Source organism: Arthrobacter agilis (genome assembly GCF_002953615.1).
In the GTDB taxonomy this organism is placed as follows: domain Bacteria; phylum Actinomycetota; class Actinomycetes; order Actinomycetales; family Micrococcaceae; genus Arthrobacter_D; species Arthrobacter_D agilis_B.
Window position 1 is genome coordinate 336,561 of the sequence record NZ_CP024915.1, and the last position, 14,898, is coordinate 351,458.

The following is a 14,898-nucleotide window of genomic DNA, read 5'->3' on the forward strand; positions in this document are numbered from 1 at the left end:
TGCCGAACTGCTTCTTGTTCTCGCCCTTGGCGAGCTTGCGCTCCGAGGCGTAGGACAGGAAGGTCGCGACGTCTGCGCCACCGGCGGGGATGGTGCCGACGGGGAAGCCGATCAGGGTTCCCCGCAGCCATGGCTTCCAGGAGCGGCGAAGATCGTCCTTGCGGAGCCAGCTCGTCCAGCCGCCGGTCACCGGGATGACCTTGATGGGGCCGTGCCGGAGGCGGGAGGCCACGTACAGCGCCTCGCCGACGGCGAAGAGCGCCACCGCCACGAGGACGACGTCGATCCCGTCCGCCAGGAAGGGGCTGCCGAAGGTGTAGCGCTGCTGGGCGGTGAGCGAGTCGAAGCCCACGAGCGCGATGAAGAGGCCGAGGCCGAGGGACGCGAGGCCGCGCAGCACGGACGAACCGAGGAGTGCGCCGACCGTCAGGAACGCCACGACCATCAGGGCCACGTACTCCACGGGGCCGATCTGCACCGCGAAGGCCGCCACGTACGGAGCGACGAAGCTGAGCAGGACGGTGGCGATGGTGCCGGCGACGAACGAGCCGACCGCCGCCGTCGCCAGCGCTGCCGCTCCCCTGCCGGCCTTGGCCATCTTGTTGCCCTCGAGCGCCGTGACGATCGAGGACGACTCGCCGGGCGTGTTGAGCAGGATGGACGTGGTCGACCCGCCGTACATGCCGCCGTAGTAGATGCCGGCGAAGACGATGATCGCCGCCGTCGGTTCCAGGCTGTACGTGATGGGCATGAGCAGCGCGACGGTCATCGCCGGGCCGATGCCCGGGAGGACGCCGACGGCGGTGCCGACGAGCACGCCGCCGAGCGCGAAGAGCAGGTAGATGGGTTGCATCGCCGTGGCGAAGCCCTCCATCAGCATGAAGAAGTTATCCACCGAAGACACCGAACCCTTCGAGGAAGCCGGGGGGCAGCGAGACGCCGAGCAGTCCGCCGAAGACGAACTGCAGCACCAGTGCCAGGACGATGGCGGTGACGAGGTTGCGCCACCAGGGGCGGGCCCCGAGGGACCAGGCTGCTCCGAAGAACAGGAAGGCGGCGGCGACGGGCCAGCCGAGCGGAACGATGAGGAAGGCGTGGACCAGCACGAACGCTGCGAGCTTGCCGACGGTCAGCCAGTCGGTCTTCGCCTCGAGGTCCACGTCCTCGCCCTCGTCGGCTGCTCCACGATGGCCGCGGAGGATCTGGATCACCAGGCCGACGCCGACGGCGACGAGCAGTGCCGATACGGCGAACGGGAAGGCGCGCGGCCCGATGTCGCTGGCCGACGGCGGGGTCTGGATGCCGGCGCCGGCCACGAAGCCGACCACACCGATGCTGACGATGATGAGCGCGAAGATCAGCTCACCGATCGGCCTGCCGGGAGCGGCGGCCGTGCCGCTCCCGGGGGCGTTCTCCACGGAGGTACTCATGGGCTACAGCAGTCCGATGTCGGTGAGGGTCGTCTTGACGCTGGCGATGTCCTCGTCGAGGAAGGACTGGAACTCGTCGCCGGACAGGAAGGCGTCCGACCAGTTGTTCTCCTCGAGGGTGGCCTTCCAGGTGTCGGTCTCGTGCAGGTCGGTGACCAGCTGCGTCAGCTTGTCCGCCTGGGCGTCGTCGATGTTCCCGGGGGCGACGACGCCGCGCCAGTTGGTGAGCACGAGGTCCACGCCCTCCTCGGTGAGGGTCGGGGTGTCGGGCAGCTGCGGCGCGGCCTCCTCACCGGAGACGGCGAGGGCGCGGAGCTTGCCGGAGTTGACCTGCTCCGCGTACTCGCCGACGCCCGAGATACCGGCGTTGACCTTGTTGCCGAGCAGCGCCGCGAGGGACTCGCCGCCGCCGGAGTACGGGATGTAGTTCAGGTTGTCGGGCGTGATGCCCGCTTCCTTGAGGACGGAGCCGGCGAGGATGTGGTCAGCACCGCCGGCGGAGCCGCCCGTGATGGAGACGCCCTGGCCCTTGGCCTCGATGTCGTCGAGCAGGTCCTGGATGGTCTGGTACGGGGAATCCGCGGGGACCACGATCACGAGGGGTTCCTCGGTCAGGCGGGCGATCGGCGTGGTGTCCTCGATGCGGTTGGCCGCATTGTTGGTCTCCACGGCACCCACCATCACGTATCCCATGACCATGAGGGTGTTGGGGTCCGTCTCGGTGGCGAGCTGCGCGAGGCCGTTGGTACCGCCGGCGCCGCCCACGTTGACCACGGACGCATTGCCCACGAGTTCGTTCTCCTTGAGGTCGGTCTCCATGGCCCGGCCGGTCTGGTCCCAGCCTCCACCGGGATCGGCGGGAACCACTATCTGGAGCTTCTCGATGGCACCGTCCGCCTCGTTGGAGGTGGTGCTCTGCGTCATCGAGCTGCAGGCCGAGAGGGCCAGGGCGGAGACGAGGGCGAGGGTTGTGAGGGTCGAACGGCGCGCCGTTGTGCGATCGATCGTCATGATCTTCTCTTCCTTGAGATTCGAGTGCGAGATGTGATGCGGGTCACCACTGCTGTCCTCAGGGTAGGAAGGCGGCCGATCGGCGGTAAAGAATGCGGTCGTAGTGCTCGTATTGGTCTTTGTGGTCACGGCGGCTCCTCCGGCGGCCGGGGGCGCCATGATGTGACGCGACACGGCGTGTCACACTATGAGGATGATCCGAACGATGTCGCTCCGATCGCAGCTGTTCCTCCTGCAGTTGGCCATCGTGCTCGTCATCGTCGCCGTGGCGGGTTCCACCGCCGTCGCCATGCAGCGCCTGCAGATCCGGGAGCAGTACCAGGGCCGGATGGTCGGCGTCGCCCAGTCGGTCGCCCAGCTGCCCTCGGTGGTCGAGGCCTTCGACCAGCCGGATCCCAGCGCCACGATCCAGCCCATCGCCGACCTCATCCGGCAGTCCACGGGCGTGACCTACGTCGTCGTCACGGACGAGGAGGGCATCCGCTACTCGCACCCGAACCCTGACCTCATCGGGGAGCCCGTCTCCACCGATCCGTCCATCCCCCTCTCCGGGGACATCTTCGTGGGTACCCAGACCGGGACGCTCGGCAAGTCCTGGCGTGTGAAGGTACCCATCTACGACGGCGCCGGCAGCATCATCGGCACGGCGTCCGTCGGCACACTGGAGTCGGAACTCGACGCCGACCTCTACGAGGACCTCCCGCGTCTCCTGGCCTGGCTGATCGTGGCCGCACTCGTGGGGTCCGCCGGCGCGATCTGGATCTCCCGCCTCGTATGGCGTCGCATCTACCGCCTGGAACCCGAGCAGATCGCCTCCCTCCTCGAGACCCGCGACGCCATGATCCACGGCATCAGCGAGGGCATGGTCGCCGTCGACGAGCACCACCGGATCGCGCTCCTCAACGACGAGGCCAAGAGGCTCCTGAACCTCGACGACGCCGCCACGGGCCAGTTGGCCGACGACGTCATGGAACCCGCCCTCGCGCGGCTCCTCGTCGATCCCGCCGACACCGACGAGACCGTGCTGTCCGGCGAGCGCGTCCTCCTCGCCCGCACGTCCGACGCCCTGGTGGACGGCACGCGCGTGGGCCGCGTCATGATCCTCCGTGACCGCACCGAGCTGTACCAGCTGCTCACCGACCTCGACGGCGAGCGCGACGTCACGCAGGCGCTCCGGGCGCAGGCGCACGAGTTCGCCAACCGCATGCACACCATCTCGGGCCTGCTCGAACTGGGCCGCACCGAACAGGCCGTGGACTTCATCTCGCGCTCCGGCCACGGCGGTTCGCTCGTGTCGGGATCGATCGCCCCGGGCATCCAGGACCCCGACGCTGCGAGCCTGCTCATGACGAAGAGCACCATCGCCGCGGAGAAGGGCATCACGCTCTCGATCGACGACACCTCGACGCTCCAGCCGGACGGCACCACGGACGTCGTGACCGTGCTCGGCATCCTGATCGACAACGCCATGGAAGCCGTCGCAGGCAGCGGGCGCCCCGACGGCCGGGTGGTCGTCCAGGTGGACACGGACGACGACGCCGTGCGCATCACGGTCTCCGACAACGGCCCCGGCGTGGCGCCAGCGCACATCGACGGCATCTTCTCCTCCGGCTACTCCACAAAGGACGGGGGCTCCACCGGGACGCGCGGCTTCGGCCTCGCGCTCGTGGACCGCATCGCGCGCCGCCGCTCCGGGCACGTCGTCGTCGACGACTCCGACCTCGGCGGCGCGGAGTTCACCGTCTGGCTCGCGCCGTCGCTCGCCGGCACCCCCCGCACCACGCTGCAGGTGCCATGACCGGCGCGACTCCCCCCGCGGCACCGCGCAGGAAGCAGCCCCCGATCCCCACCCTGGTCGTGGACGACGACCACCAGGTCGCCGGGATCCACACCGGGTTCCTCCTCGCCCACGGCGCGTTCGAGGTCGTCGGGGCCGCGCACACCGGCGCCCGTGCACTCGAACTCGCCGACGAGCTGAGGCCGCGGCTCGTCCTGCTCGACATCCACCTCCCGGACATGACGGGCATCGAGGTGCTCCGTGCGCTGCGCAACCGGCCGGGCGAACCCGTCGACGTCATCGCGATCACGGCCGCCCGCGAACTCGAGACCGTGCGCGCCGCGGTGGCCGGCGGCGTGCTGCACTACCTCGTGAAGCCCTTCAACGCGGCCGTGCTCAACGAGCGCCTAGATTCGTACGTCGCGTACCGCGCCGACCTCGAGGACCACGCGGCGGACGGGTCGGCATCGCTGGACCAGGGCAGGATCGATCAGCTCCTCCGGACGACCGCCCCGGGCGGCGCCGCCGTCGGCAGTGCGGCCACCGCAACAGTCACGACCCCGAAGGGCCTCTCGGCGCCGACACTCGACGCCGTGATGCGGGACCTGCGCAGCCAGGGCCGCGGTACGTCGGCCTCCGACGTCGCGGACAGGCTCGGCATGGCCCGCGTCAGCGCGCGGCGGTACCTCGAGTTCCTGGTGTCCCGGGGCCAGGCGAGGATCGTTCCGCAGTACGGCTCGGCCGGGCGACCGGAGAAGTTCTACGTCTGGACGGACGGGGCGCCGCGCGGTTGAGGAATAACCCCGGGTCGGGGAGGTTGTGCTGGGCATGAGTGAGAACACGACACCCCGGACCGGCGCCCCGCGCAGCAGCATCGGCTTCATCGGCAGCGGCCACATCGGCTCGCAGCTCGCACGCCTGGCCGTCGCCCGTGGCTACCGCGTGGTGATGAGCAACTCACGGGGCCCGGAGACGCTGCAGGACCTCGTTCGCGAACTCGGCGACGCGGCGCGTGCCGGGACCGTCGACGACGCCGCGCGGGAGGGCGACGTCGTCGTCGTCACCATCCCGCTCAAGGACATCGGCTCGGTCCCGGTGGAGCCGCTCGCCGGGAAGCTGGTCATCGACACCTGCAACTACTACCCGTACCGGGACGGCCAGATCGCCGAGCTGGACGACGAGACCACGACCACGAGCGAGCTCGTGCAGCGCCATCTCCCGGGTTCCTCGGTGGTGAAGGTCTTCAACAACATCGCCGCCGCCCAGCTGACCACGGACGGCACTCCCGCCGGCACCCCGGACCGCCGTGCACTGCCGATCGCCGGCGACGACTCCGACGCGAAGCAGGCCGTGGTGGAGCTCCTCGACGAGTTCGGCTTCGACGCCGTGGACGCTGGATCCCTCGCGGAGGGCTGGCGCTTCCAGCGCGACACCCCGGGGTACGGCACGGTGCACGACGCCGACGGCATGCGCGGGGCCCTCGGCCAGGCGCGGCGCTACGCCGAGATGGGCTGACGCCCGCTCCCCTGCTGCCCCGCTCCTGCAAGGATTCGTGCCGGAACCGGCCCGCGCGCGCAGGTATTGCTCAGTATTGCCGCAGCCTGCCCGTGGGCGCCGTCCGACGTGCGCTCTCGGGTACGTTGGATGCTGGCTTCATGGTCCCTCAGGGTCCGGTGATCTCCTGCGCTCATACCGATCCGGCGTAGGTGCACCACCGAAGCCCTGATCAGGTAGACCGAGAACAGAAGTGGAGCGTACTGGGCCGATGACGACACTGTCACCGAACGATCCGTCCGCAGACAGTGGTGGGGCCCCTCAGCGGGAAGCCTCGTCCGGTGGCCGGACGCTGCTGATCCGGGCCATCGTGCTCGTGACGGCCGTCCTCGGCCTCAACTACGTGGTGTGGCGGTGGCTGTACTCCATCAACTGGGACGCATGGTGGATCGCCATCCCCCTGGTGCTGGCGGAGACCTATTCCCTCGTGGACTCCCTCCTGTTCGGCTTCACGGTGTGGAAGCTCAAGAAGCGCAGTGCCCCCGAGCCTCCCGCCGGCCTCACCGTGGACGTCTTCATCACCACCTACAACGAGCCGCTGGACCTCGTCCTCACCACCGCCCGAGCCGCCAAGGACATCCGCTATCCGCACCGGACATGGATCCTCGACGACGGCAACCGGGCCGAGGTGCGGGCAGCGGCCGAGGCCGAGGGGATCGGCTGGATCACCCGGTCCGCGGACTGGAAGGACATGCCGCGGCACGCGAAGGCAGGCAACCTCAACAACGCGCTGGCCTCCACGGACGGCGAGTTCCTCCTGATCCTCGACGCCGACCAGATTCCCGACCCGCTCATCCTCGACAGGACCCTCGGGTACTTCACCAACGACAGGATGGCACTGGTCCAGACCCCGCAGGTCTTCATCAACGTGCCGGAGTCCGATCCCCTGGGCAGCCAGGCACCGCTCTTCTACGGCCCCATCCAGCAGGGCAAGGACGGGTGGAACGCAGCGTTCTTCTGCGGCTCGAACGCCATCATCCGGCGTGAGGCGCTCATGCAGCTCGGCGTCACGCGCTACGTCACGGAGATCGAACTCTCCCTGAACCGCGCGCTCAAGACCGCCGACCGGGTGATCGCGAAGGCCAAGAAGGGCCTCGACGCCGACAACCCGAGGATGTCGGATGCCCTGGACCTGGTGGCGAAGGACCTGCGCCGGGTACGCCGCAGGCTCCAGAAGGGGGACGGCATCTCCGAGGTCACCTACGAGTTCCAGCAGCGCGTGGAGCAGGTCAGCCGCGACCTCGTCTCCGCGGACATGGCTGCGCTCCACGAGGATCTCGCCTCCCTCGAGGAACTCGGCATCGAGGGCCTCGAGGGAGGGGCGCCGGGCACTCCCGACCTCGCCGTCGTGGACGCGGGCGCGCTCGACCAGCTCGCCCAGCGGTCCTGGTCGCCGCTGGCCGCGATCGACGCCGTCCGGCTCCTCATCGAGTCGGTCAACGCCGACCGCGGCGGTGAGGCGCAGGCCGTCATGCCGATGGCGACCATCTCCGTCACCGAGGACATGGCGACGTGCATGCGCCTCCACGGCCTCGGCTGGGAGACGGCCTACCACCACGAGAAGCTCGCCGACGGACTCGCTCCCGAGGACCTCAACTCCATGCTGACCCAGCGGCTCCGCTGGGCCCAGGGGACCATCCAGGTGATGTTCCGCGAGAACCCGTTCGCCCAGAAGGGCCTCTCGATCGCCCAGCGGCTCATGTACGCGGCGACCATGTGGAGCTACCTCTCCGGCTTCGCCGCGGTCGTCTACATCGCCGCGCCCATCATCTACCTGATCTTCGGCATCCTGCCCGTCAGCTCCATCAGCACCGAGTTCTTTCTGCGGCTCATCCCCTTCCTCCTGGTCAATCAGCTGCTGTTCGCCGTCGTCGGCAAGGGCGTGAAGACCTGGCGCGGGCAGCAGTACTCGCTGGCGCTGTTCCCCGTCTGGATCCGTTCGATCACCTCGGCGTTCGGCAACGTCTACCTGGGCAAGAGCCTCGACTTCGCCGTGACGCCGAAGACCCTGCAGCAGGACAACCAGCTGCGGTGGGACCTCGTGAAGCCGCAGCTGTGGGCCATGGGGCTGCTCGTGGCGGCGGTGGTCATCGGCATCATCCGGATGGCCGTGGGACAGGCGGACATCCTGGGGACCTCCGTCAACATCGTCTGGGTCCTCTTCGACCTCGTCATCTTCAGTGTCATCATCGAAGCCGTCCGCTACCGGGGATACGAGCACTACCAGTCGGACATCGCGACCGCCAAGGCCCGCCAGGAAGCGAAGGGATGACGGCCGCCGCCGGGAGCCGGGCGCTGATCCGCCTGGTCCTGCCGGTGGCACTGGTGCTGGGGTTCCTGGCCGGAAGCCTGCCCGTGCAGGCCGATGCCGCGGGCCTGCCCGCCACCACGCACGGCAGCGGCCAGGCGCCGGTCGAGGACCCGACAGCCCTCACCGAGGGTCGCTACTTCGGCCCGGAGCTCGACTGGTCCGAGGACAACGCCCGCGCCTACGCCGACCGCACCGGGACGACGCCGTCGTTCTTCAGCCGTCCGATCCCCTACCCGCTCGACGCAGCGGCCGAGCGCGACCTCTTCGACCTCGCACGGCAGGAAACACCCCTGGGTGCCGTCGCCGTCGTCACCCTCGAGCCGACGAAACCGCTCGACGAGCTGACCGGCGACGACGCCGCGCGTCTCGCCGACACGCTCGGCCGCATCGGCGACGAGTTCCGCACCGCCTTCTTCCTCCGCTTCGCACCCGAGATGAACGGCACCTGGCACGGCTGGGGCCAGCAGCCCGCCGGGTACGTCGACGCCTTCCGGTCCCTCGCCGGTGTCATCCACTCCGAGGTCCCGACCGCCGCCATGGTCTGGGCGCCGTCGTACGCGGCCGGCTACCCGTTCACCGAGGCGTACGGCGCCGTGGAGGGTCTCGCGTCCGGCTCCGTCACCGCCCTCGACACGAACGGCAACGGCCTGATCGACGGCGGCGACGACCCGTACGCGCCCTACTACCCGGGGGACGACGCCGTCGACTGGGTGGGCCTGTCCATGTACCACTTCGGCAGCTACGAGCAGGGCGCCACCACGAACGCGGACGGGACGCGCGAGTACTCCGGCGCGATCACCACCTCCGTGCTCCCGGAACCGGACAAGTTCGCAGACCAGCTCGCCGGCATTTACGGCGCGGCCCCGGGCGCTCCCCGTATCGATTTCGTGAAGGACTACGCCGCAGCGAAGGGCAAGCGGTTCCTCGTCCAGACCGCCGCACTCCACGATCCCGAGGATTCCGACAGCGCCCCTGAAGCGGACATCAAGCGCGCGTGGCTCGACCAGCTGTTCGACCCGGTGATCGCTGCGCGATATCCGGAGATCGGCATGGTGTCCTGGCTCGAGGCCGAGCGGGAGGAGCCGGAGGCGCAGGGCCACACCGTGGACTGGCGGCTCGGTGCGGACGAGGCGACGGTGGCGGCGCTGCGCGACACCCTCGATGCGGCACCGGGTGTGCGGCTCGGGCCGATCACCCAGGTGGTCGACCAGGCGGATGCGAACGAATCGACCCGGCAGGTGTGGCAGGCAGGCGCCCCGGTCAGTGCCGTGATGGGCTGGCTCGTCGCCTGCGTCGTCGGGCTCTTCGCCCTGGTCCTCCTCGCCGGAGCAGCCGGGCGCTTCGTTCCGCACTGGCGGTATCCCGACGAGCACGCTTCCCGGGACGCCCGCATCGACCTGCTGCGTGGCTGGATCATCACCTCGGTGGTCGTCACCCACATCGAGGTCGCCGGGCCCTGGTCCTTCATCTCGCGCACCCTGATCGGGACCATCACCGGAGCGGAACTCTTCGTCCTGCTCTCCGGCGTCGTCCTCGGGATGGTGCACCCCATCGCCGTCCGGCGACGCGGGGCCGGCGCCGCCGCCAGGAGCACCACCCGACGGGCGGTGAAGCTCTACGTCACGGCCCTGGCCGTGGTCATCACCGTCTACCTGCTCTCCCTGGTGCCGTTCATCGACGCGTCGGTGCTGACCACCTTCACGGACCGCGGAACAGGCCAGGCCGGAACGGGAGCCGCGGGGCGCGTGTACGACCTGTACCCGAACGTCGCACGCCTGGTGGACTACCCGCCGCCCGCCTACGCGGTACGGGACCTGCTGCTCCTGAACATGGGGCCGTGGGCCTTCAACATCATGGGCCTCTACGTCGTGCTGACCCTGACGGTTCCACTGCTGGTCCTGCTGCTGCGGAAGAAGCTGTGGTGGCTGGTGCTGGCCATCAGCTGGGCACTCTACGCGGTCGACGCCGTGTTCTCGCTGCGGGTCCTGGACTCGCAGTTCCAGGACGTCTTCCCCCTGCTGACCTGGCAGGTCATCTTCGTCCACGGCGTCGTCCTCGGCTACCACCGCCGCTCGATCATCGACGCCCTCAGCACACGTCGCGGGAAGATCCTGGTGGGCGCCGCCACCGGCGCCTACGCCCTCGTGCTCGGTACCCTCTGGCTGAATTCCACGCTGGAACTCGGTCTGCCGTTCATCCCGGCCGGCTTCTACGAGACCCTGTACGAGTCCGCGTACGTGCGGGTGTTCCTGCAGCCCGGCAGGCTCCTGAACCTGGCCTTCTTCATCCTTGCCGCCCACGTGATCCTGACCGCGTTCTGGCGCCCCATCAACACGCTGACGGGCTGGCTGTACGTCCCGCTGGGGCGTGCGAGCCTGTACGTCTTCATCCTCCACGTGTTCTTCGTGCTCGCGGTGGCGAACATCCCGGGCCTCGACCGCACGGACGCCTGGCAGGGACTCCTGATCCACGCCGTCGTGACCCTCGTCATCTGGGTTCTGGTGAAGCGGAGGGTCCTCTTCGGGATCATCCCGAACTGACCCGCCCCCGCCCGGCCGCCCGGCGACTCTCCGGCCGGACGGAGGACCGTGGCGCTGACCGCGGGAAGTGCGCCGGTCCGGTCCCTCGTGGCTCCCGGGGGACCGTCCGTACCGGTAGACTGGAGGGGCTCCGCAGCACCGCTGCAGGATCATGAGCCCCCCGGGGCCGCTCGTCCCAGTTCTGGTCTCGCCGTCGACGACCCCGTCCGGCCGGCCCGTTTGCTCGGACATCTTCACCGGCTCCAGGACGTCGTCGCACCAGCGCCACCGATGTCGATCCGCACCGTGATGTCCATTCACGGCCCCCGCCCCACCAGTGAAGGCTCCATGACCTCCTTCCCCACCCCGGCACGCCTGTCGTCCCTCGGAGCGCTGCTGTTCGACCTCGACGGCGTGCTCACCCCGACCGCCGAGGTCCACATGCAGGCGTGGTCGCGGCTGTTCACTCCCTATCTGGAGGGGAAGCAGGTGGAGGGCTACACCGACGCGGACTACTTCGCCTCCATCGACGGCCGCCCCCGCTACGACGGCGTCCGGGCACTCCTGGCCTCCCGCGGCATCACACTGCCCGAGGGCCTCCCCGGGGACGCGCCCGAGCTGGAGACCGTCTGCGGGCTCGGCAACCGCAAGAACCGGGCCTTCAACGAGACCCTCGAGGAGGACGGCGTCGCACCCTATCCGGGGTCCCTCGCATTCCTCGACGCAGCCATCGCCGCCGGCGTCGCCGTCGCGGTCGTCACGAGCTCCCGCAACGGTGTCCCCGTCCTCGAGGCCGCCGGTCTCCGCGACCGCTTCGACGTCGTGGTCGACGGCGTCCTCGCGGCCGACCGGGAGATCGCCGGCAAGCCCGCTCCCGACACCTACCTCTACGCCGCAGACCTGCTGGGCCTCCCCGCCTCGGCGTGCGCAGTGGTCGAGGACGCACACTCCGGCGTCGCCGCCGGTCGGGCGGGTGCCTTCGGTCTCGTCATCGGCGTCGACCGGGGCGTCGGCGCCGACACCCTCCTCGCCCATGGCGCCGACACCGTCGTCGACGACCTCGCCGAACTCCTCCCCTTCCTCCCGACCCGGCCGGCCACCGCCGCCCCGGGCGCGCGTACCTCCTGACCAGGACATCCCTTATGAATCTCATCACCTCCGATCCACTGGACCGCAACCACTTCCCCGTGGACGAGTGGGCGCTCGTCGAGACGGAGTTCGACGTCGCCCTCCAGGGCCGTACCGAGACACTCTTTTCCGTCGGCAACGGCTATCTCGGCCTCCGCGGCAACGTGGACGAGGGCAGGGACGGGCACCACTACGGCACGTTCATCAACGGCTTCCACGAGACCTGGCCCATCCAGCACGCGGAGGAGGCCTTCGGTTTCGCCCGCGTCGGACAGACGATCGTCAACGTCCCCGACGCGAGGATCATCCGGCTGTACGTCGACGACGAGCCGTTCGTCCTGACGGAGGCCGACATCCTGCGCTACTCGCGGCGTCTCGGTTTCTCCGACGGGCTCCTGGTGCGCGAGCTCGAATGGCGCACGCCCTCCGGCAAGCGCGTCCTCGTCCGGACGCGCCGCCTCGTCTCCTTCACGGACCGCCACCTGGCCGTCGTCGACTACGAGGTGGAGATGCTGGACGCCGAGGCGTCCATCCTCATCTCGAGCCAGATCCTCAACCGCCAGGACGGCATCGACAAGGACCAGGTGAACCCCGTCGCGGAGAACACGTCCTTCGACCCCCGCAAGGCGGATGCGTTCAAGGACCGGGTGCTCCAGCCACGGCTCAAGCGCGTCGACGGTTCCCGCTACCTGCTCGGCTACCGCACCACCAACTCCTCGATGACCCTGGCCTGCGGTGTGGAACACGAGCTCGTCACGGACAACGAGTGGGACGAGCGGTCGCACATCGAGGACGACCTCGCCAAGCACGTCTACCGCGTGAAGGCGATGCCCGGCCGGCCCATCCGGCTCGTCAAGACCATCACCTACCACACCTCCCGCGGCGTGCCCGTCCGCGAACTCGCCGACCGCTGCGAGCGCACGCTCGACCGCGCCCGCGAGGTCCCCCTCGAGCAGCAGTACCGGAAGCAGCGGGAGTGGCTGGCCGACTTCTGGTCGCGCTCCGACGTCGAGGTGGAGGGCCAGCCGGCCATCCAGCAGGCCGTACGCTGGAACATCTTCCAGCTCGCCCAGGCCACGGCCCGCACCGACGGCGGCGGCATCGCAGCCAAGGGCGTGTCCGGCTCCGGGTACGGCGGCCACTACTTCTGGGACACCGAGGTCTACGTCCTCCCCTTCCTCAGCTACACCGCTCCCCTCGTCGCACGGAACGCACTCCGCTTCCGCCAGGCCATGCTCGAGCCGGCACGCTCGCGGGCGGCCGAACTCAATCAGCGTGGGGCGCTGTTCCCGTGGCGCACCATCAACGGTCAGGAATCCTCGGCCTACTACGCCGCAAGCACCGCCCAGTACCACATCGACGCCGACATCTCCCACGCGCTCATGCAGTACGTCGCCGCGACGGGCGACGAGGACTTCCTGGTCCGCGGGGCGATCGACATCCTCGTGGAGACCGCGCGGATGTGGGCGGACCTGGGCTTCTGGCGCAGCAACGGCGACGACAACTTCCACATCCACGGCGTCACGGGACCCGACGAGTACACGACCGTCGTCAACGACAACCTCTATACGAACGTCATGGCGCGCGCCAACCTCAAGGCGGCGACGCGTTCCGTCGAATCGCTGCGGGCCGACGATCCCGTCGCCTACGAACGGATGGTCGCACGCCTGAACCTGTCCGAGGACGAGATCTTCGAGTGGTCGCTCGCCGCCGAGAAGATGCACATCCCCTTCGACGAGCGCGCGGGCATCCATCCGCAGGACGCCGCGTTCCTCGAGAAGGAACTGTGGGACCTCGAGAACACGCCCGCGAGCAAGCGGCCCCTGCTGCTGCACTACCACCCGCTGGTGATCTACCGCTTCCAGGTCCTCAAGCAGGCCGACGTCGTCCTCGCGCTCCTCCTGCAGGGCCACGAGTTCACCGCGGAGCAGAAGCGCGCCGACTTCGAGTACTACGAGGCCCTCACGACCGGCGACTCGACCCTCTCCGCGGTGGTCCAGTCGATCATCGCCGCCGAGGTCGGGTACCAGGACCTGGCGATGAGGTACTTCCAGTCGGCCCTGTTCGTGGACCTCGCCGATCTGCACCGCAACACCTCGGACGGCATCCACGTCGCATCGACCGGAGGCGTGTGGAGTGCCCTCACCTACGGGTTCGGTGGCATGCGCGACCACGGCGGCCGCATCACCTTCGACCCGCGCCTCCCCGAGGGCTGGACCCGCATGAGTTTCCGTGTGACCCTGCACGGGACACGCCTGCGCGCGGAGGTCACCCAGCATGCCATGACGCTGACGGTCGAATCCGGTGGAAGCGCGACGGTCTCCGTCCGGAGCCAGGTCGTGCACGTCGAGGCCGGCAGTCCCGTCACCGTCCACCTCAGCCACCAGGGTCCGCGCCTGACCGGCGCTCCGACCACGAGTGACATCGAGGGGACCCGGCGGGCGGACGGCACGCTGGTGACCGCGTCGATGCCCACTGTCACCGTCAGGCCCTGACAGCACTCCTGCGGCACGCGGTGGCGTGAGCCCCGGCCGGGGCTGCGGCCACGCACGGCGGGGGTTGCTGCCACGCCGTCGGGCAGGGACGCGGGCCACGCACGGCTGGGGATGCGTCCACGCCGTCGTCCGGCTCAGGCCGGCGCCAGTCACGTCTGATCGGTGCCCGTCAGGTCGAAGCCGGCGACCGTCATGTCTGATCGGTGCCCCTCAGGTGGGAGCCACCGATTGCCAGGTCGAAGCCGGCGACCGTCGGGCCGGAGCCGGCGACCGTCAGGCGTGCGCGTCGACAGCGGATCTGGTCGCGATCGGCGTCGTCCCGTGGTGACCGTCCCCGGCGCGGCTCAGCTGGAGCCGCGCCAGATGCGCCGCCAGAAGGACACCCTCTGCGGTTCCGGCGGCGCGGCCGCCTCCGCCGCGAGGCGCGCTGCGGCCCGGCGTTCGCGCCACCGCTCCACCTCGGCGTCGACGTCGCGCAGTTTCGTGATGACGGGCGGCCCGCCGAGGAGCTGGCGCCTCGCGTCGATGACGCGGTAGTTGAAGTCCTCGAGGACCTCGCGCACCTGCCGCTCGGTGTACTGGCGGTCGAGGCGGTCGTCGAGCTCAGCGTCCTCCGTGCGGAGCAGGATGGCCCGCGGTCCGAGCCCGGGGTCGGGAATGCGCGGGGTGGTCA

Annotated in this window: 10 protein-coding genes and 1 pseudogene; 7 read left to right on the forward strand and 4 right to left on the reverse strand. The window is 69.6% G+C overall.

Annotated features, from left to right (window positions below; genetic code table 11):
• From CVO76_RS01645 to CVO76_RS01655, 3 genes are all read right to left on the reverse strand, one after another.
• Positions 1-895: tripartite tricarboxylate transporter permease (locus tag CVO76_RS01645; protein WP_208740455.1), on the reverse strand; the 895-nt coding region annotated here is incomplete at its 3' end.
• Entirely contained in the window at positions 888-1,430 is a 543-nt protein-coding gene (locus CVO76_RS01650) for a tripartite tricarboxylate transporter TctB family protein (RefSeq protein ID WP_208740456.1), read from the reverse strand. The genes CVO76_RS01650 and CVO76_RS01645, both read right to left, overlap by 8 nt.
• Before the next feature lie 3 nt (positions 1,431-1,433).
• Positions 1,434-2,441 (reverse strand): Bug family tripartite tricarboxylate transporter substrate binding protein, encoded by a 1,008-nt coding sequence (locus CVO76_RS01655; protein WP_208740457.1) that lies wholly within the window; start codon positions 2,439-2,441, stop codon positions 1,434-1,436.
• A 193-nt stretch (positions 2,442-2,634) separates the two neighbouring features.
• Between CVO76_RS01655 and CVO76_RS01660 the strand changes: the two genes are divergently transcribed.
• The 7 genes from CVO76_RS01660 to CVO76_RS01690 all read left to right on the forward strand — a co-directional run bounded on the left by CVO76_RS01660 (position 2,635) and on the right by CVO76_RS01690 (position 14,225).
• A complete protein-coding gene (locus CVO76_RS01660; RefSeq protein ID WP_208740458.1) occupies positions 2,635-4,239 on the forward strand; it encodes an ATP-binding protein in 1,605 nt (534 codons plus the stop codon).
• Entirely contained in the window at positions 4,236-5,012 is a 777-nt protein-coding gene (locus CVO76_RS01665; RefSeq protein ID WP_208740459.1) for a response regulator, read from the forward strand. Before CVO76_RS01660 ends, CVO76_RS01665 begins: the two co-directional genes overlap by 4 nt.
• Before the next feature lie 34 nt (positions 5,013-5,046).
• Complete coding sequence (locus CVO76_RS01670; protein ID WP_208740460.1) at positions 5,047-5,733, forward strand: NADPH-dependent F420 reductase; 687 nt, start codon at positions 5,047-5,049, stop codon at positions 5,731-5,733.
• 250 nt (positions 5,734-5,983) lie between these two features.
• Complete coding sequence (locus CVO76_RS01675; protein ID WP_208740461.1) at positions 5,984-8,044, forward strand: glycosyltransferase; 2,061 nt, start codon at positions 5,984-5,986, stop codon at positions 8,042-8,044.
• Complete coding sequence (gene opgC, locus CVO76_RS01680) at positions 8,041-10,623, forward strand: OpgC domain-containing protein (protein ID WP_208740462.1); 2,583 nt, start codon at positions 8,041-8,043, stop codon at positions 10,621-10,623. The genes CVO76_RS01675 and opgC overlap by 4 nt, the downstream gene beginning before the upstream one ends.
• A 327-nt stretch (positions 10,624-10,950) precedes the next feature.
• Entirely contained in the window at positions 10,951-11,730 is a 780-nt protein-coding gene (locus CVO76_RS01685; protein ID WP_133082660.1) for an HAD family hydrolase, read from the forward strand.
• A 14-nt stretch (positions 11,731-11,744) separates the two neighbouring features.
• Complete coding sequence (locus tag CVO76_RS01690) at positions 11,745-14,225, forward strand: glycoside hydrolase family 65 protein (RefSeq protein WP_208740463.1); 2,481 nt, start codon at positions 11,745-11,747, stop codon at positions 14,223-14,225.
• Positions 14,226-14,569: 344 nt separating this feature from the next.
• On the opposite strand, the pseudogene CVO76_RS01695 reads toward CVO76_RS01690, so the two are convergent.
• Positions 14,570-14,898 (reverse strand): annotated as a pseudogene (locus CVO76_RS01695) (DUF1992 domain-containing protein); the annotation flags it as partial.